At 70.8% G+C, this 17,739-nt stretch carries 17 protein-coding genes; all 17 read left to right on the top strand.

What is annotated here, in order from left to right; translation table 11 throughout:
- Positions 1-4: 4 nt before the first annotated feature.
- The 17 genes from thrC (at position 5) to atpA (ending at position 17,739) form a co-directional block, all read left to right on the top strand.
- The gene (thrC, locus tag ABZ312_RS03180) at positions 5-1,093 is read left to right on the top strand and encodes a threonine synthase (RefSeq protein WP_500325364.1); all 1,089 of its coding nucleotides are present in this window, start codon (positions 5-7) and stop codon (positions 1,091-1,093) included.
- A 260-nt stretch (positions 1,094-1,353) separates the two neighbouring features.
- Complete coding sequence (thrB, locus tag ABZ312_RS03175) at positions 1,354-2,277, top strand: homoserine kinase (RefSeq protein WP_500325362.1); 924 nt, start codon at positions 1,354-1,356, stop codon at positions 2,275-2,277.
- A gap of 398 nt (positions 2,278-2,675) precedes the next feature.
- Positions 2,676-4,622 carry a transcription termination factor Rho gene (gene rho / locus ABZ312_RS03170; protein ID WP_500358243.1) on the top strand — a complete coding sequence of 649 codons (1,947 nt, stop codon included), beginning with the start codon at positions 2,676-2,678 and terminating at the stop codon, positions 4,620-4,622.
- 270 nt (positions 4,623-4,892) lie between these two features.
- Positions 4,893-6,017, top strand: coding sequence for an LCP family protein (locus ABZ312_RS03165; RefSeq protein ID WP_500325359.1), 1,125 nt, complete (start codon positions 4,893-4,895; stop codon positions 6,015-6,017).
- 123 nt (positions 6,018-6,140) lie between these two features.
- Positions 6,141-6,365, top strand: coding sequence for a 50S ribosomal protein L31 (rpmE, locus tag ABZ312_RS03160; protein ID WP_431965655.1), 225 nt, complete (start codon positions 6,141-6,143; stop codon positions 6,363-6,365).
- A gap of 114 nt (positions 6,366-6,479) precedes the next feature.
- Positions 6,480-7,568 carry a peptide chain release factor 1 gene (gene prfA / locus ABZ312_RS03155; protein WP_499514030.1) on the top strand — a complete coding sequence of 363 codons (1,089 nt, stop codon included), beginning with the start codon at positions 6,480-6,482 and terminating at the stop codon, positions 7,566-7,568.
- A gap of 16 nt (positions 7,569-7,584) precedes the next feature.
- Positions 7,585-8,430, top strand: a complete 846-nt coding sequence (prmC, locus tag ABZ312_RS03150) for a N5-glutamine methyltransferase family protein (protein WP_499514031.1) — start codon at positions 7,585-7,587, stop codon at positions 8,428-8,430.
- Between the two features lie 31 nt (positions 8,431-8,461).
- Positions 8,462-9,109 (top strand): L-threonylcarbamoyladenylate synthase, encoded by a 648-nt coding sequence (locus tag ABZ312_RS03145; protein ID WP_500325356.1) that lies wholly within the window; start codon positions 8,462-8,464, stop codon positions 9,107-9,109.
- Entirely contained in the window at positions 9,106-9,738 is a 633-nt protein-coding gene (locus tag ABZ312_RS03140) for an arsenate reductase/protein-tyrosine-phosphatase family protein (RefSeq protein ID WP_499514033.1), read from the top strand. The genes ABZ312_RS03145 and ABZ312_RS03140 overlap by 4 nt, the downstream gene beginning before the upstream one ends.
- A 180-nt stretch (positions 9,739-9,918) precedes the next feature.
- Positions 9,919-11,220, top strand: coding sequence for a serine hydroxymethyltransferase (glyA, locus tag ABZ312_RS03135; protein WP_500325354.1), 1,302 nt, complete (start codon positions 9,919-9,921; stop codon positions 11,218-11,220).
- Between the two features lie 118 nt (positions 11,221-11,338).
- Positions 11,339-12,646, top strand: a complete 1,308-nt coding sequence (locus tag ABZ312_RS03130; RefSeq protein WP_500325352.1) for an MraY family glycosyltransferase — start codon at positions 11,339-11,341, stop codon at positions 12,644-12,646.
- A 254-nt stretch (positions 12,647-12,900) separates the two neighbouring features.
- Positions 12,901-13,314, top strand: a complete 414-nt coding sequence (locus tag ABZ312_RS03125) for a Cg1360 family ATP-synthase-associated protein (protein WP_499514036.1) — start codon at positions 12,901-12,903, stop codon at positions 13,312-13,314.
- 210 nt (positions 13,315-13,524) lie between these two features.
- Complete coding sequence (gene atpB, locus ABZ312_RS03120; protein ID WP_431965728.1) at positions 13,525-14,355, top strand: F0F1 ATP synthase subunit A; 831 nt, start codon at positions 13,525-13,527, stop codon at positions 14,353-14,355.
- A 78-nt stretch (positions 14,356-14,433) separates the two neighbouring features.
- Positions 14,434-14,676: an ATP synthase F0 subunit C gene (atpE, locus tag ABZ312_RS03115; protein ID WP_018563527.1), complete on the top strand. Its 243-nt coding sequence runs from the start codon at positions 14,434-14,436 to the stop codon at positions 14,674-14,676.
- Between the two features lie 44 nt (positions 14,677-14,720).
- On the top strand, positions 14,721-15,266 hold the full coding sequence (locus ABZ312_RS03110; RefSeq protein ID WP_018563526.1) for a F0F1 ATP synthase subunit B: 546 nt from the start codon (positions 14,721-14,723) through the stop codon (positions 15,264-15,266).
- The gene (locus ABZ312_RS03105; RefSeq protein WP_500325350.1) at positions 15,263-16,078 is read left to right on the top strand and encodes a F0F1 ATP synthase subunit delta; all 816 of its coding nucleotides are present in this window, start codon (positions 15,263-15,265) and stop codon (positions 16,076-16,078) included. Before ABZ312_RS03110 ends, ABZ312_RS03105 begins: the two co-directional genes overlap by 4 nt.
- Before the next feature lie 89 nt (positions 16,079-16,167).
- Positions 16,168-17,739 carry a F0F1 ATP synthase subunit alpha gene (atpA, locus tag ABZ312_RS03100; RefSeq protein ID WP_431965637.1) on the top strand — a complete coding sequence of 524 codons (1,572 nt, stop codon included), beginning with the start codon at positions 16,168-16,170 and terminating at the stop codon, positions 17,737-17,739.

Below are 17,739 nucleotides of genomic sequence, written 5' to 3'. Positions count from 1 at the left end.
AGCGATGAACGCAGTGTCTGCCGGCCGCGTGCCGGCCACCCACCAGTGGCGCGGCCTCATCGAGGAGTACCGGGAGCGGCTCCCGGTCGGCGCGGCGACCCCCGTGGTCACGTTGCTGGAGGGCGGGACCCCGCTGGTCCCCGCCCAGGTGCTGTCCGAGCGCACGGGCTGCGACGTGTACCTGAAGGTGGAGGGCGCCAACCCCACCGGCTCCTTCAAGGACCGCGGCATGACCATGGCGATCTCCAAGGCGAAGGAGGAGGGCGCGCAGGCGGTCATCTGCGCCTCCACCGGCAACACCTCCGCCTCGGCCGCCGCGTACGCGGTGCGGGCCGGGATGGTGTGCGCCGTCCTGGTGCCGCAGGGCAAGATCGCGCTGGGCAAGATGGGCCAGGCGCTGGTGCACGGGGCGCGCATCCTTCAGGTGGACGGCAACTTCGACGACTGCCTGGACCTGGCCCGCGGCCTGTCCGACAAGTACCCGGTGGCGCTGGTCAATTCGGTGAACCCGGCCCGTATCGAGGGCCAGAAGACCGCCGCCTTCGAGATCGTGGACGCGCTCGGCGACGCGCCGGACATCCATGTGCTGCCGGTCGGCAACGCCGGGAACATCACCGCCTACTGGAAGGGCTACCGCGAATACCGCGCGGACGGCGTGTCGACGCGCAATCCGCGCATGTGGGGCTTCCAGGCCGCCGGCGCCGCGCCGATCGTGCTGGGCCACCCGGTGCGCCAGCCGCAGACGATCGCCACCGCGATCCGGATCGGCAACCCGGCGTCGTGGCAGTTCGCCGAGGAGGCGCGGGACGAATCCGGGGGCCTGATCGACTCGGTGACGGATCGTCAGATCCTGTCGGCGTACCGGCTGCTCGCCGCGCAGGAGGGCGTCTTCGTCGAGCCGGCCTCCGCCGCGAGCGTCGCCGGGCTGCTGAAGGCCGCCGAGCAGGGCGCGGTCGACCCTGGCCAGCGGATCGTCTGCACCGTCACCGGCAACGGCCTGAAGGACCCCGACTGGGCGGTCGCCGGCGCGCCGCAGCCCATCACGGTCCCGGTGGACGCCGACACCGCCGCGGACCGGCTCGGGCTGCTCTGACCCCACGGGACGACAGGGGCGCACGGAACCGCACGCGACACGCATCACGCGCTGTCCGTGCGCCCTATGTCGCAGGAGAACCTTCCTTCGATAGGCTTGGCCCACACCGGCGCCGCCGCACGCCGTTCTGGCCCATGCCATTGGCATCCTCCTCGCGGGATCCCCTTGGTACGGTCCCCCAAGTCCTCGCCGCCGTACGGCAACGATGCCGCGGCATCGCGAGGCAGAAACGCCCTGGAAACAAGGAGAGTCATCGAACGATGGCCGGACCAGCCTTCCGCGCCGCCGCCGTCCGAGTGCGGGTCCCCGCGACCAGCGCCAACCTCGGACCGGGCTTCGACGCCTTCGGCCTGGCGCTCGGACTCTACGACGACGTCGTGGTCCGGGTGGCCGACTCCGGTCTGCACGTCGACATCGCCGGCGAAGGCGCCGACTCGCTCTCCCGCGACGAGAACCACCTGGTCGTACGGTCCCTGCGCACCGCCTTCGACCTGCTCGGCGGTCAGCCGCGCGGCCTGGAGGTCGTGTGCGCCAACCGCATCCCGCACGGCCGCGGCCTCGGTTCCTCCTCCGCCGCCATCTGCGCGGGCATCATGGCCGCCCGCGCGGTGACGATAGGCGGGCAGGAGAAGCTCGACGACGCCGCGCTGCTGGAACTGGCCAACGAGATCGAGGGCCACCCGGACAACGTCGCCGCCTGTCTGCTCGGCGGCTTCACACTGGCCTGGACCGAGGGCGGGGCCGCCCACGCGGTCCGTATGGACCCCTGCGAGTCGGTCGTTCCGGTGGTCTTCGTGCCGGGCAGGCCGGTGCTGACCGAGACCGCCCGGGGGTTGCTGCCGCGCACCGTCCCGCACGTGGACGCCGCGGTCAACGCGGGACGCGCCGCACTCCTGGTCGAGGCCCTCACCCGGCGCCCCGACCTGCTGCTCCCCGCCACCGAGGACCGGCTGCACCAGGAGTACCGGGCGCCCGCGATGCCGGAGAGCACGGCACTGGTGAACCGGCTGCGCGCCGAGGGCGTCCCCGCTGTCATCTCGGGTGCGGGACCCACGGTGCTGGCGCTGGCGGACGAGGACACCGCCGACAAGGTCTCCCGGCTGGCGGCCGAGGGGTGGGCGGCGAACCGCCTGGCCCTCGACGCGGCGGGGGCGAGTGTGCTGCCGCTCGCTGTGGGGCAGTGACACGATTGCCGGTCGTAGAGAGGGGGAATGTTTGTTGGATCCGGTAGTGTTAATCTCATTGCTGCACCCGTGGACTCAGGCGCCCGCCTGCTGGACCTGTTGTCCCGGTGCCTTGTGTCCCGCATCGGGACCGCCCATTCTTCCGGGAGCCTCCCACACCGCATAGGCAGCCTGCCTGGGCAGTGCCGAGCACGCTCCGGAGACGGCGCGGGTGACGTTTCACCCGAGAGTGGACTCTCACCTCGCCGGTAACTGTGTTTTTTTGTTCCACATCATTTCCTCCGCCATCAGGCGGACCACCGCCCCGGGTCCGGCGTAAGTGATAAGGACCGGATCCGGACAGCACGACCGGTCGCCGAGCCAGACAGGCCGACGTCCGCTCCAGGGAAGGACCCTTCGTGAGCGACACCACCGATCTGATGGGCGTACGCGCAGACAGCCCTGTCGCCGCGTCCGATGCTGCCGCGCCTGCCACCGGTGCTGCCACTGCCCCCGCCGCGCGGCGCCGCCGCGCCGGTACCGGTCTTGACGGCATGGTCCTGGCCGAGCTGCAGCAGCTCGCCTCCGGTCTCGGCATCAAGGGCACCGCGCGGATGCGCAAGAGCCAGCTCATCGAGACCATCAAGGCCGCGCAGTCCGGCAGCGGCGCCAAGGCCACCGCCTCCGAGGGCGCGCCCGCCGCCGAGAAGCCGAAGCGCCGGGCGACCTCGCGCACCCGTACGGGTGAATCCGCCGAGGCCGGGAACCAGGGCGCCGAGCAGCAGCCGAAGCAGATCGAGATCCCCGGCCAGCCGGCCGGCGAGAAGACCGCACCCGCGGCCAAGGCCAAGGCGGAGTCCGCCAAGGCGGAGTCCGCCAAGGCCGAGCAGTCCGCCGAGGGCCGTGCCGAGGCCGCCGTGGACAGCGCCGAGGGCAGGTCCGGCGACGCCAAGGGCGGCGACGAGCGCCGCGAGAGCCGCCGCGACCGTCAGCGGGACCGTCAGCGCGACCGCCGCAAGGGCGGCGAGGACGGCGGCCAGCAGCGTCAGCAGCAGGGCGGCGGCCCCCAGGGCCAGCAGCAGGGCGGCGGTCCGCAGGGCGGCGGCCACCAGGACGACGACGAGTTCGACGGCAGCGGCCGCCGGCGCCGGGGCCGTTACCGCGACCGCCGCGGGCGGGGCGGCAACCGCCGCGACGACTTCGCGGGTGAGCCGCAGGTCGCCGACGACGACGTCCTGATCCCGGTCGCGGGCATCCTCGACATCCTCGACAACTACGCGTTCATCCGGACCTCGGGCTACCTGCCCGGCCCGAACGACGTGTACGTCTCGCTCGCCCAGGTCCGCAAGAACGGCCTGCGCAAGGGTGACCACGTCACCGGTGCCGTCCGGCAGCCGAAGGACGGCGAGCGCCGCGAGAAGTTCAACGCCCTGGTGCGCCTGGACTCCGTCAACGGCATGGCGCCGGAGAGCGGCCGCGGCCGTCCGGAGTTCGGCAAGCTCACCCCGCTGTACCCGCAGGAGCGGCTGCGGCTGGAGAACGAGCCCGGCCAGCTGATCACCCGGATCATCGACCTGGTCGCCCCGATCGGAAAGGGCCAGCGCGGCCTGATCGTGGCCCCGCCGAAGACCGGTAAGACGATCATCATGCAGGCCATCGCCAACGCGATCACCCGCAACAACCCCGAGTGCCACCTGATGGTCGTCCTCGTCGACGAGCGTCCGGAAGAGGTCACCGACATGCAGCGGTCGGTGAAGGGCGAGGTCATCTCCTCGACCTTCGACCGTCCCGCCGAGGACCACACCACCGTCGCCGAGCTCGCCATCGAGCGCGCCAAGCGGCTGGTGGAGCTGGGCCACGACGTCGTCGTCCTGCTGGACTCCATCACCCGTCTGGGCCGCGCGTACAACCTCGCGGCGCCCGCCTCCGGCCGCATCCTGTCCGGTGGTGTCGACTCGACCGCGCTGTACCCGCCGAAGCGCTTCTTCGGTGCCGCGCGCAACATCGAGGACGGCGGCTCGCTGACCATCCTGGCCACCGCGCTGGTCGAGACCGGCTCGCGCATGGACGAGGTGATCTTCGAGGAGTTCAAGGGCACCGGCAACATGGAGCTCAAGCTCGACCGGAAGCTCGCCGACAAGCGGATCTTCCCCGCGGTGGACGTCGACCCGTCCGGCACCCGCAAGGAGGAGATCCTGCTGGCTCCGGACGAGCTGAACATCGTCTGGAAGCTGCGCCGGGTGCTGCACGCGCTCGACTCGCAGCAGGCGATCGAGCTGCTGCTGGACAAGATGAAGCAGACCAAGTCCAACGCCGAGTTCCTGATGCAGATCGCCAAGACCACCCCGGGCGGCAACAACGACTGACGCCCCGGCGTCGGCACGGCCCAGGAGGCCGGTCCCGTCACTTCGGTGACGGGACCGGCCTTCCGTCGTCCCCGGCCGCTCGTGCGCGGCCGCTCGTGCCCGCCCGCGGCACCGACCGGATGGCTCTCACCTGCGGCGGATCCGGCGCGTCCCGAGGCGGGGCGCTCCCGGACCCGCTGTCATTGCCCTGTGCGGGCACCTCTCCCGTGCCTGATCGGGCACGGGAACGGGTACCCCAACCATGAGGAGCCGATCAGGACAGAGGAGCCGATGGCCGATCACGCGGACGACGGACGAGCCGCCCGGCGACGCCGGCGCAGCCCCCGCCGACGGGCCCTGCGGATCACCGCCTGGGTCGTGGCGACGTTCCTCCTGCTGGCCACCACCGCCGTCGGCTGCCTCTACCTCAAGCTCAACGGCAACATCAGGGGCATCGACATCAACGCCCTCCTCGGACGCGACCGGCCGGCCGACGTCGACAACGGCTCGATGGACATCCTCGTCCTCGGCTCCGACTCCCGCTCCGGCAGCAACCAGAAGGCCGGCGGCGGCCAGGACGACGGCACCGCCCGCTCCGACACCGCGATGATCGTCCACGTCTACCAGGGGCACCACCGGGCGAGCGTGGTGAGCATCCCCCGCGACACCCTCGTCGACCGCCCGGCGTGTGCCGAGCCCGGCGGCGGCACGGCCCCGCCCCGCCGGGGCGAGATGTTCAACGAGGCGTACTCGATCGGCGGCCCGGCCTGCGCGGTCAAGACGGCCGAGACGATGACCGGCATCCGCATGGACCACTACATCGAGGTCGACTTCTCCGGCTTCCAGCACCTCATCGACGCCCTCGGCGGCGTCACCGTCACCACCAGCCAGGCCATCAGCGACAACCGGAGCCATCTGCACCTGCCGGCCGGCACGCACCACCTCGACGGCAAGCAGGCCCTCGGCCTGGTCCGCACCCGTCACGGGGTGGGGGACGGCAGCGACCTGGGCCGGATAAGGCTGCAGCAGGCCTTCCTCAGCGCCCTGGTGGACCGGGTGAACAGCATCGGGCTGCTGAGCTCGCCGACCCGGCTCTACGAGATCGCCGACACCGCCACCGGCGCCATCACCACCGACTCGGAGCTGGCGTCGGTGAAGAAGCTGGTCGGCCTCGGGGAGAGCCTGAAGGACCTGGGCTCCAAGGACATCAACATGGTCACCATGCCGGTGCGCTACGACCCCGCCGACCCCAACCGCGTCCTGCCGATCCCCGACCAGGCCGAGCAGGTCTGGGCCGCGCTACGGGCCGACAAGCCGATCCCCAGGTCCGCCACGAAGGGCTCGGCGGGTGATGACGTCGACACGAACGGTGTGGTCAGGAGCTCCTCGCAGCCGTCCGCGACGGGATCGGAATAGATCGCCGCGGACCCCGGTTTGGGCAGATGCGGCCAGTGCTGGCAGACTGGTACGTCGGCCCCGGTTCACGTGACGCAAGCCCGCAGCACGACCCGGGACCCTCCCGAACACTAGGAGAATCCCTTGAAGCGCGACATCCACCCGGAGTACGTGGAGACGCAGGTCAGCTGCACCTGCGGCAACTCGTTCACCACCCGCAGCACCGTCACCGAGGGCGTCATCCGCGCCGACGTGTGCTCCGCGTGCCACCCGTTCTACACGGGCAAGCAGAAGATCCTCGACACCGGTGGCCGCGTGGCCCGCTTCGAGGCCCGCTTCGGCAAGGCGGCCGGGTCCGCCAAGAAGTAGCGACCCGAAAGCGCCGGTCCACGGCTGCCCGGATATCCTCCGGCGGCCGGACCGGCGCTTTGTCGTCCCAGGCTGGTACACCGGCGTTCACCCCTTCCAGAAGCAGGGATCCTGATGTTCGAGGCGGTCGAGGAACTGATCGGCGAGTACGCCGACCTCGAGAAGAAGCTTGCCGACCCGGCGGTCTTCGCCGACCAGGCCAACGCGCGCAAGCTCAACAAGCGCTACGCGGAGCTGACCCCCATCATCGGCACCTACCGCGGCTGGAAGCAGACCGGCGAGGACATCGGCACCGCGCGCGAACTGGCCGCGGACGACCCCGACTTCGCCGCCGAGGTGAAGGAGCTGGAGAAGCAGCGCGAGGAGCTCACCGAGCGCCTGCGGCTGCTGCTCGTCCCGCGTGACCCCAGCGACGACAAGGACGTGATCCTGGAGGTCAAGGCGGGCGAGGGCGGCGAGGAGTCCGCGCTGTTCGCCGGCGACCTCCTGCGCATGTACCTGCGCTACGCCGAGCGCCAGGGCTGGAAGACCGAGATCATCGACGCCAACGCCTCCGACCTCGGCGGCTACAAGGACGTCCAGGTCGCGGTGAAGACCAAGGGCGGCAACGGTGCCACCGAGCCCGGCCAGGGCGTCTGGGCCCGGCTGAAGTACGAGGGGGGCGTGCACCGCGTCCAGCGCGTGCCGGCCACCGAGTCGCAGGGCCGGATCCACACCTCCGCCGCCGGTGTGCTGGTGACCCCCGAGGCCGACGAGGTCGAGGTCGAGGTCAACGCCAACGACCTGCGGATCGACGTCTACCGCTCCTCGGGCCCCGGCGGCCAGTCGGTCAACACCACCGACTCCGCGGTGCGCATCACCCACCTGCCCTCCGGGCTGGTCGTCTCCTGCCAGAACGAGAAGAGCCAGCTGCAGAACAAGGAGTCGGCGATGCGCATCCTGCGCTCCCGGTTGCTGGCCGCCGCGCAGGAGGAGGCCGAGCGCGAGGCCTCCGACGCCCGCCGCAGCCAGGTGCGGACGGTGGACCGCAGCGAGCGCATCCGCACCTACAACTTCCCGGAGAACCGCATCTCCGACCACCGCGTCGGCTTCAAGGCGTACAACTTGGACCAGGTCCTCGACGGGGAACTGGACGCGGTGATCCAGGCCTGCGTCGACGCCGACTCGGCCGCCAAGCTGGCTGCCGCGGGCGACGGAAGCTGAACCGGAGGCGGAGAACGTGAACCTGCTGCTCGCCGAGGTCGCCCAGGCGACCCAGCGGCTGGCCGACGCCGGCGTTCCCTCGCCGCGGTTCGACGCCGAGGAGCTCGCGGCGTACGTGCACGGGGTGAAGCGCGGCGCGCTGCACACCGTCGCGGACGCCGACTTCGACGCGCGCTACTGGGAGGCCGTGGCCCGCCGTGAGGCCCGCGAGCCGCTGCAGCACATCACGGGCCGCGCGTTCTTCCGGTACCTGGAGCTCCAGGTGGGCCCCGGGGTCTTCGTGCCCCGCCCGGAGACCGAGTCGGTCGTCGGGTGGGCCATAGACGCCGTGCGCGCCATGGACGTCGCCGAGCCGCTCATCGTCGACCTGTGCACCGGTTCGGGCGCCATCGCGCTCGCCCTGGCTCAGGAGGTGCCGCGCAGCCGGGTGCACGCGGTGGAGCTGTCCGACGAGGCGCTGGTGTGGGCCCGCAAGAACGTCGAGGGCAGCAAGGTCGACCTGCGGCAGGGCAACGCCCTGGAGGCCTTCCAGGACCTCAACGGCCAGGTGGACCTGGTGATCTCCAACCCGCCGTACATCCCGCTCACCGAGTGGGAGCACGTGGCGCCGGAGGCCCGCGACCACGACCCCGAGATGGCGTTGTTCTCCGGTGAGGACGGCCTGGACACCATCCGCGGCATCGAGCGCACCGCGCACCGGCTGCTGCGGCCGGGCGGGGTCGTCGTCATCGAGCACGCCGACACCCAGGGCGGCCAGGTGCCCTGGATCTTCACCGAGGAGGCCGGCTGGGCGGACGCCGCCGACCACCCCGACCTCAACAACCGTCCCCGGTTCACCACTGCCCGCAAGGCGACGCCGTGACCACGGCGCCACACGTCATGGAGGTCTGCTGATGGCACGGCGTTACGACTGCTCGGACGCGACGGACCGGGTTGCCGGACTGCGCGAGGCCGCGTCCGCCGTACGCCGCGGCGAGCTCGTGGTGCTGCCCACCGACACCGTCTACGGGATCGGCGCGGACGCGTTCAACACCGAGGCCGTCGGCGACCTGCTGGAGGCCAAGGGCCGGGGCCGCAACATGCCCTCGCCCGTCCTGGTCGGCTCCCCGAACACCCTGCACGGCCTGGTCACCGACTTCAGCGAGCAGGCCTGGGAGCTGGTCGACGCCTTCTGGCCGGGCGCCCTCACCCTCGTCGCCCGTCACCAGCCGTCGCTCCAGTGGGACCTGGGGGACACCCGCGGCACCGTGGCCGTCCGCATGCCGCTGCACCCGGTCGCCATCGAACTGCTGACCGAGACCGGCCCGATGGCCGTCTCCAGCGCCAACCTGACCGGTCACCCCTCCCCGCAGGACTGCGACGCGGCGCAGGAGATGCTCGGCGACTCCGTCGCGATCTACCTCGACGGCGGCCCGACGCCCGCGGCCGTACCGTCCTCGATCGTGGACGTCACCGGCAAGGTGCCCGTCCTGCTGCGGGCGGGCGCGATCAGCGCGGAGCAGCTCCGTGAGGTCGTCCCCGACCTGGAGGTCGGCAATTGACACCGCCCATACCCGGGCAGTGGGATCACGGCGAGCGCCCGTTCCGCATCCTCCACGTCTGCACCGGCAACGTCTGCCGCTCGCCCATGGCCGAGCGGCTGACCCGGCACGAGCTGACGCTGCGGCTCGGTGACGGCGCCGCGGGGATCGTCGTGGAGAGCGCCGGCACCTGGGGGCACGAGGGCTCGCCGATGGAGGCGCACGCCGCCACGGTGCTCGCGGAGTACGCCGCCGACCCCACGGGGTTCCTCGGCCGCGAACTCCTCGACGACCACGTGATCGACGCCGACCTCGTTCTGACCGCGACCCGCGACCACCGCGCCCAGGTGATCTCCATGGGGCACGCGGCGGGGCTGCGCACCTTCACGCTCAAGGAGTTCACCCGGCTGGTGAAGGCGATAGACCCGGCGACGCTGCCGGAGGGCAGCGTGACCGAGCGCGCGCGGTCCCTGGTGCGCGCCGCGGCGGCCCTGCGCGGGTGGCTGCTGGCGCCCACCCCCGACGCGGACGAGGTGTACGACCCGTACGGCGCCCCGCTGACGTTCTTCCGCAGCATCGGCGAGGAGATCCACGACGCGCTGGACCCCGTCCTGACCGCGCTCACCGGGATGCCGGCGCCCACCGCCTGACCGCCCCGGGCGGAAGGTTTCAGCACGACGCACGTGGCCCTCGGGGCGGCTGCCGCGGCACGGCGGCGCGGCCCCTGGCGGAAACCCGGCCCCCGGTGGAGCACAACGCGGCGCGAAATGTCCGGAAGGGTGCAACAGTGGCAGGTGAGAACCTTCCCAGCCGCCCCCGGGAGCGCCGCCATGCCCACCGCGGAAGCGTCTTCACCCCACATAGTCACCCCCACGCTCCCGGCCTGGGGCCGCGGCTTCGACGAGCTGCGCGCCCATGACCCCGAGCTGGCCGACATCCTCCTCGGGGAGGCCCAGCGGCAGGCCTCGTGCCTGCAGTTGATCGCCGGCGAGAACTTCACCTCCCCGGCCGTCCTGACGGCGCTCGGCTCGCCGCTCGCCAACAAGTACGCCGAGGGCTACCCCGGTCACCGCCACCACGCCGGGTGCGAGCTGGTGGACCTGGCCGAGCGGCTGGCCGTCGAAAGGGCCACACGGTTGTTCGGAGCCGCGCACGCGAACGTGCAGCCCTACTCCGGCTCCTCGGCCGTGCTGGCCGCCTACGCGGCCCTCCTGGTCCCCGGTGACACCGTCCTGGCGATGTCGCTGGCCCACGGCGGCCACCTCACCCACGGATCCGAGTCGAACTTCTCCGGCCGCTGGTTCCGCTTCGCCGGCTACGGGGTGACGCGGGGCGAAACCTTCGAGGAGGGCGGCCTGATCGACTACGAGCAGTTGCGGGTCCTGGCCCACCGCCACCGCCCGAAGGCGATCGTCTGCGGCGGCATCGCCTACCCCCGGCACATCGACTACGCCGTCTTCCGGGAGATCGCGGACGACGTCGGCGCGTACCTGATCGTGGACGCCGCGCACACGCTCGGCCTGGTCGCCGGCGGGGCCGCCCCCAACCCGGTGCCGTACGCGGACGTGGTGTGCGCCACCACGCACAAGACGCTCCGCGGCCCGCGCGGCGGGCTGGTCCTGTGCGGCGCGGACCTGGCCCGGCGCATCGACCGGGCGGTCTTCCCGTTCTCGCAGGGCGGCCCCCACATGCACGCCGTCGCGGCGAAGGCGGTGGCCCTCGCGGAGGCGGCGCGGCCGGAGTTCGCGCTCTACGCGCACCAGGTCGTCGCCAACGCCCGCACGCTCGCCGGGGCGCTCGCCGCGCGCGGCCTGCGCATCGCCACCGGCGGCACGGACACGCACCTGATCGCCGCCGACGTCTCGGCCCTGGGGGTCACCGGGATGCGCGCCCGCGGGCTGTGCGCGGCCGCCGGGATCGTGCTGGACAAGTACACGCTGCCGTACGACACGGAGCCCTGCGCGGCCGGTTCCGGCATCCGTCTGGGCACCGCGTCGGTGACCACCCAGGGGATGGGCGAGGAGCAGATGCCGCAGGTCGCGGACCTGATCGTGCGGGCGCTGCGGGAGGAGCGGGGACTGGCGGGCGAGGTCGCGGAACTGGTCGAGGGCTTCCCTCCGTACCCCGGCTGAGACGCGCTTCACAGGGGGCGCGGGCCGACCCCGGGAGTGGTGTGTGCAACCCTGGGTACCCGCTGTGAGTCTTCGTCTGTGTTTACAGTCGCCACCCGGACGCGAATAGGGTGTGGCCGTGCGCGAGTACCTCTTGACCCTCTGCGTGGCAGCCGCCGTGACCTACCTCCTCACGGGGCCGGTGCGGAAGTTCGCCATCGCGGCGGGCGCCATGCCCGAGATCCGTGATCGTGACGTCCACCGCGAACCCACGCCACGCCTCGGCGGCATCGCCATGTTCGGCGGTCTGTGCGCGGGCCTGCTGGTGGCGGCCCACCTGACCAACCTCAAGAGCGTCTTCGAGCTCTCCAACGAGCCACGGGCACTGCTCTCCGGCGCCGGGCTGATCTGGCTGCTGGGCGTGCTGGACGACAAGTGGGGCGTGGACGCGCTGATCAAGCTGGGCGCGCAGATGATCGCGGCCGGCGTGATGGTGCTGCAGGGTCTGACCGTGCTGTGGCTGCCGATCCCGGGCAAGGGCATCGTCGCGCTCACACCGGTGCAGTCGACCCTGCTGACCGTGGCCCTGGTCGTGATCACGATCAACGCGGTGAACTTCGTCGACGGACTCGACGGACTCGCGTCCGGAATGGTGTGCATCGCCGCGATCGCGTTCTTCATGTACGCCTACCGCATCTGGTACGGATACGGCATCGAGGCCGCCGCCCCGGCGACGCTGTTCAGCGCGATCCTCATCGGGATGTGCCTGGGCTTCCTTCCGCACAACTTCCACCCCGCGCGGATCTTCATGGGTGACTCGGGCTCGATGCTGATCGGCCTGGTGCTGGCCTCCGGCGCGATCTCCATCACCGGCCAGACCGACCCCGACGCCATCACCAACCTCACCGGCTCGACCCGGGACACCACGCACTTCATGGTGCCGGTCTACATGCCGCTGCTGCTGCCGCTGACGCTCATCGCGATCCCGGCGGCCGACCTGGTGCTGGCCATCGTGCGCCGCACCTGGAACGGGCAGTCGCCGTTCGCCGCCGACCGCGGCCACCTCCACCACCGGCTGCTGGACATCGGCCACTCGCACAGCCGGGCCGTGTGGATCATGTACTTCTGGTCCGCGCTGATCTCCTTCGGCGCGGTCGCCTTCTCGGTCAACTCCTCCAGCCTGTGGATCGTCCTGGGCATCGTGATGCTGAGCGCCATGGGACTGATCGCCCTGCTCATGCCGCGCTTCCGGCCCCGGGCCCCGCGCTGGGCCGAGGCGTTCGTCCCGCCGCGCTACCGCCGTACCCGGGTGGAGGCGGCGCAGGCGGCGCACGCCGCCGCGGCGGCCACGATCGCCGCGGGGGAGGCCCCCGGCGTCAACGGCGCGACCGCGCTCAGTGCACGGTCCCTGGTGGACGCCGGACGGGGCGCGGGCACCCGTCCGTAGGCCGGCCGCGCCGTAGCACAGCCGTGGTGCGGCGTCAGGTAGGCGCCACGACGGTTACTCCTTCCGTGTGACAGGTCACACACGAACCGGGTAAAGACCTCATCAAATAGTTTGTGATACCGTTCACGAGAACCCGGAATCAAGCCGAAAGACCCTAGTGCGATGGTCTTCCGGCGTGAGGCATGTCCTCGCAGCCGGGCTACCCTCGTCCTCGACGACCCCTGTACCCCAACCTCGCCGGAGGAGCTGCCGCCATGCAGTCCAACGACGTCCGAACGCTCCTGAACTGCGCCGTGCCCGCCGCTGCCGCGGGGGTGATCGCGGTGGCTGTGTCAGGCATGCTCGCGGGCGGCAAGGGCGCGATCGGCGCGGGCTTCGGCGCGGTGGTGGTGATCGTGTTCATGGGAATCGGTCTGACGGTGCTTCAGCGCACCGCCCGTTCCTATCCCACGCTGTTCCAGGCGATGGGCCTGATGCTCTACACCGTGCAGCTGCTGCTCCTGGCCATCGTGCTGGCCGTGTTCAAGCACACGACGCTGTTCGACACCCAGGTGTTCGCCTTCACCCTGCTCGGTACGACCCTGGTGTGGATCGCCGCCCAGGCCCGTGCTCATATGAAGACCAAGATGCTGTACGTGGAGCCCGGATCCGCCGGAACTCCGTCGTGAACAGCAGGGCCGGTGCGGGCGAACTTCCGCTCGTTTGCTATCGTCCGGTCTCAACTGCGGCAGAGCTGGCGCGGGTGGCAGTCATGCCTTCGCAACAGCCCTTCGGCTCAGCGCCCACCCGCCGCCCCCACATCCGTAAGACCAGTCCAGTGCCGTTCCGTGGCCACGTGCCGCGCCGACACGTAGAGGTTGCCGTACCTATGCGTCACGCTGAAGGAGCTCTCGGTGAGTGATGTAACGACGCTCGCCTTCGAGACGAACTGCCACATCTTCGACGGGTGCGGCTTCCCGGCCCCCGGCCTGCACTCCTTCCTCTTCAAGCCGTTGATCGGCGACGCGGACAGCAGCGCCTACTTCAACAAGACGATGCTGCTGGCGCTGCTGGGCAGCATCGTGATCGTCGGCTTCTTCTGGGCTGCCTTCGCCAAGCCGAAGATCGTCCCCGGCAAGCTGCAGATGGTCGCCGAGGCCGGCTACGACTTCGTGCGCCGCGGGATCGTCTACGAGACGATCGGCAAGCGTGACGGCGAGAAGTACGTGCCCTTCATGGTGGCGCTGTTCTTCTTCGTCTGGATCATGAACCTGTGGTCGATCGTGCCGATCGCCCAGTTCCCCGTCACGGCGATCATCAGCTACCCGGCCGCGCTGGCCGCGATCGTCTACGTCACGTGGATGTCGCTGACCTTCAAGAAGCACGGCTTCGTCGGCGGCTGGAAGAACATCACCGGCTACGACAAGAACCTCGGCGCGGTGCTGCCGATGGTCGTCGGCCTGGAGTTCCTCTCCAACGTGATCGTCCGGCCGTTCACGCACGCGGTGCGACTGTTCGCCAACATGTTCGCGGGTCACGTCCTGCTGCTGCTGTTCACCATCGCCAGCTGGTACCTGCTCAACGGGATCGGCATCGCCTACGCCGGTGTCTCGTTCGTGATGGTCATCGTGATGACCGCCTTCGAGCTCTTCATCCAGGCCGTCCAGGCGTACGTCTTCGTGCTGCTGGCCTGCTCCTACGTCCAGGGCGCGCTCGCCGAGCACCACTGAGCACCCGCGCGACGCACAGCCCCCCGATTGTCCGGTGGCCAACCCCCACCGGTCCGTGAAAGAGAAGGAAGAAACAGCATGTCCGCTGTGAACCTCGCCGCCACCCAGATCCTCGGCAACCTGGGCTCCATCGGCTACGGCCTCGCGGCCATCGGCCCCGGCGTCGGCATCGGCATCATCTTCGGCAACGGTACGCAGGCCCTCGCCCGCCAGCCCGAGGCCGCCGGCCTGATCCGCGCCAACCAGATCCTCGGCTTCGCCTTCTGTGAGGCGCTCGCGCTGATCGGTCTGGTCATGCCGTTCGTCTACCCGACCTCCTGAGTCCGGGCTGACGAGACCAACCCCTTTCGACGGAAGGCACTGATGTGAACGCCCTGGCACAGCTGGCGGCCGAGGAGGCGGAGAACCCCCTCATCCCGCCGATCCCAGAGCTCGTCATCGGTCTCATCGCCTTCGCCATCGTCTTCTTCTTCCTCGCCAAGAAGCTCCTCCCGAACATCAACAAGGTTCTGGACGAGCGGCGCGAGGCCATCGAGGGCGGCATGGAGAAGGCCGAGGCCGCACAGGCCGAGGCTCAGCGGACCCTCGAGGAGTACAAGCAGTCGCTCTCCGAGGCCCGCCACGAGGCCGCGCGTCTGCGCCAGGAGGCGCAGGAGCAGGGCGCCGCGCTCATCGCCGAGATGCGCGCGGAAGGCCAGCGGCAGCGTGAGGAGATCATCGCCGCCGGTCACGCCCAGATCGAGGCCGACCGCCGGTCCGCCGCGCACGCCCTGCGCCAGGACGTCGGCAAGCTCGCCACCGACCTGGCCGGCAAGATCGTCGGTGAGTCCCTCGAGGACACCGCCCGCCAGAGCCGCGTGATCGACCGCTTCCTCGACGAGCTCGAGGAGAAGGCCGAGGCCGCGCGATGAACGGAGCGAGCCGCGAGGCACTGGCCACCGCGCGCGAGCGCCTCGACGCGCTGGCGGACAACACGTCCGTCGACGCGGCGAAGCTCGCCGAGGAGCTGGCCGCCGTCACGGGGCTGCTCGACCGCGAGGGTTCGCTGCGCCGCGCCTTGACCGACCCCGCGCAGCCGGGAGAGGCCAAGGCGGGCCTGGCGCAGGCGGTCCTCGGCGGGCAGATCGGCGGCGAGACGTCCGACCTGGTCGCGGGCATGGTCCGCAGCCGCTGGTCGCAGTCGCGTGATCTGACCGACGCGCTGGAGGAGCTGTCCTACGGCGCCGACCTGATCGCCGCGGAGCGTGCGGGCGTCCTCGACGACGTCGAGGACGAGCTGTTCCGCTTCGGCCGCATCGTCTCCGGCAGCAGCGAGCTGCGGGCGGCGCTGACCGACCGTGCCGCGGGGACCCAGGCGAAGGCGGCCCTGCTGCACTCGCTGCTGGGCGGCCGCGCCAACCCGGTCACCGAGCGGATCGTGGTCCGTCTCGTGACCCACCCGCGAGGCCGTAGCCTGGAGGCAGGGATCGACGCCCTGTCCAAGCTGGCGGCGGCGCGCCGTAACCGCACGGTTGCGGTCGTGGTCTCGGCGGTTCCGCTGAGCGACCGGCAGAAGCAGCGCCTCGGCGCCGCGCTGGCCACGATCTACGGCCGGCAGGTGCACCTGAACCTCGACGTGGACCCCGCGGTCCGCGGCGGCATCTCGGTTCGGGTCGGCGACGAGGTCATCGACGGGACCATCGCGGACCGCCTCGAAGAGGCGAGTCGGCGGATGGCCGGCTGAACCAGCCACCAACTCAAAGAGCAGTACCAGCGGCCCGAGTTGGGCCGTAGCGAATACTTCGGGCCCAACAAGGAGAGCAGGGAACCCAGATGGCGGAGCTCACGATCCGGCCGGAGGAGATCCGGGACGCGCTGGAGAACTTCGTCCAGTCGTACAAGCCGGACGCGGCCTCGCGCGAGGAGGTCGGAACGGTCAGCCTGGCCGGCGACGGTATCGCCAAGGTCGAGGGTCTGCCCTCGGTCATGGCGAACGAGCTGCTGAAGTTCGAGGACGGCACCCTCGGTCTCGCCCTCAACCTCGAGGAGCGCGAGATCGGTGCGATCGTCCTCGGCGAGTTCAGCGGCATCGAGGAGGGCCAGCCGGTGCAGCGCACCGGTGAGGTGCTCTCCGTCGCGGTCGGCGAGGGATACCTGGGTCGCGTCGTCGACCCGCTCGGCAACCCGATCGACGGCCTCGGCGAGATCGAGACCGACGGCCGCCGCGCCCTGGAGCTCCAGGCTCCCGGCGTCATGGCCCGTAAGTCCGTGCACGAGCCGATGCAGACCGGCCTCAAGGCCGTCGACGCGATGACCCCGATCGGCCGCGGTCAGCGTCAGCTGATCATCGGCGACCGCCAGACCGGCAAGACCGCCCTGGCGATCGACACGATCATCAACCAGCGTGACAACTGGCGTTCCGGCGACCCCAAGAAGCAGGTCCGCTGCATCTACGTCGCCATCGGCCAGAAGGGCTCCACCATCGCCGGCGTGCGCGCCGCGCTGGAGGAGGCCGGCGCCCTGGAGTACACCACGATCGTGGCGGCCCCGGCGTCCGACCCGGCCGGCTTCAAGTACCTCGCCCCGTACACCGGCTCGGCCATCGGCCAGCACTGGATGTACGACGGCAAGCACGTCCTGATCGTCTTCGACGACCTGTCCAAGCAGGCCGACGCCTACCGCGCCGTCTCCCTGCTGCTGCGCCGCCCGCCGGGCCGTGAGGCCTACCCGGGTGACGTCTTCTACCTGCACTCCCGCCTGCTGGAGCGCTGCGCCAAGCTCTCCGACGAGCTGGGCGCCGGCTCGATGACCGGTCTGCCGGTCGTCGAGACCAAGGCCAACGACGTCTCGGCGTTCATCCCGACCAACGTCATCTCGATCACCGACGGCCAGTGCTTCCTGGAGTCCGACCTGTTCAACGCGGGCCAGCGCCCGGCGCTGAACGTCGGTATCTCGGTCTCCCGAGTCGGTGGCTCGGCGCAGATCAAGGCCATGAAGTCGGTCGCCGGCCGACTGCGCGTGGACCTCGCCCAGTACCGCGAGCTGGAGGCGTTCGCCGCCTTCGGTTCCGACCTGGACGCGGCCTCCAAGGCGCAGCTGGAGCGCGGCAAGCGCATGGTCGAGCTGCTGAAGCAGGGCCAGTACGCCCCGTTCCCGATCGAGGACCAGGTCGTCTCCATCTGGGCCGGCACCACCGGCAAGCTGGACGACGTGCCCGTCGAGGACATCCGCCGCTTCGAGCGCGAGCTGCTGGACTACCTCCGCCGCGAGAAGAAGGACCTCCTGCTGAGCATCGCCGAGACCGGCAAGCTCGGCGACGACACGGTCGAGGCCCTGACCGACGCGGTCGCGGAGTTCAAGAAGCAGTTCGAGACCTCGGACGGCAAGCTGCTGGGTGAGGGCTGA

Origin of the sequence: Streptomyces sp. NPDC006207 (assembly GCF_040613835.1) — a bacterium.
Lineage (GTDB): Bacteria > Actinomycetota > Actinomycetes > Streptomycetales > Streptomycetaceae > Actinacidiphila.
Note: the sequence above shows the minus strand (reverse complement) of the source record. Positions and strands in the feature narration are given on the sequence as shown.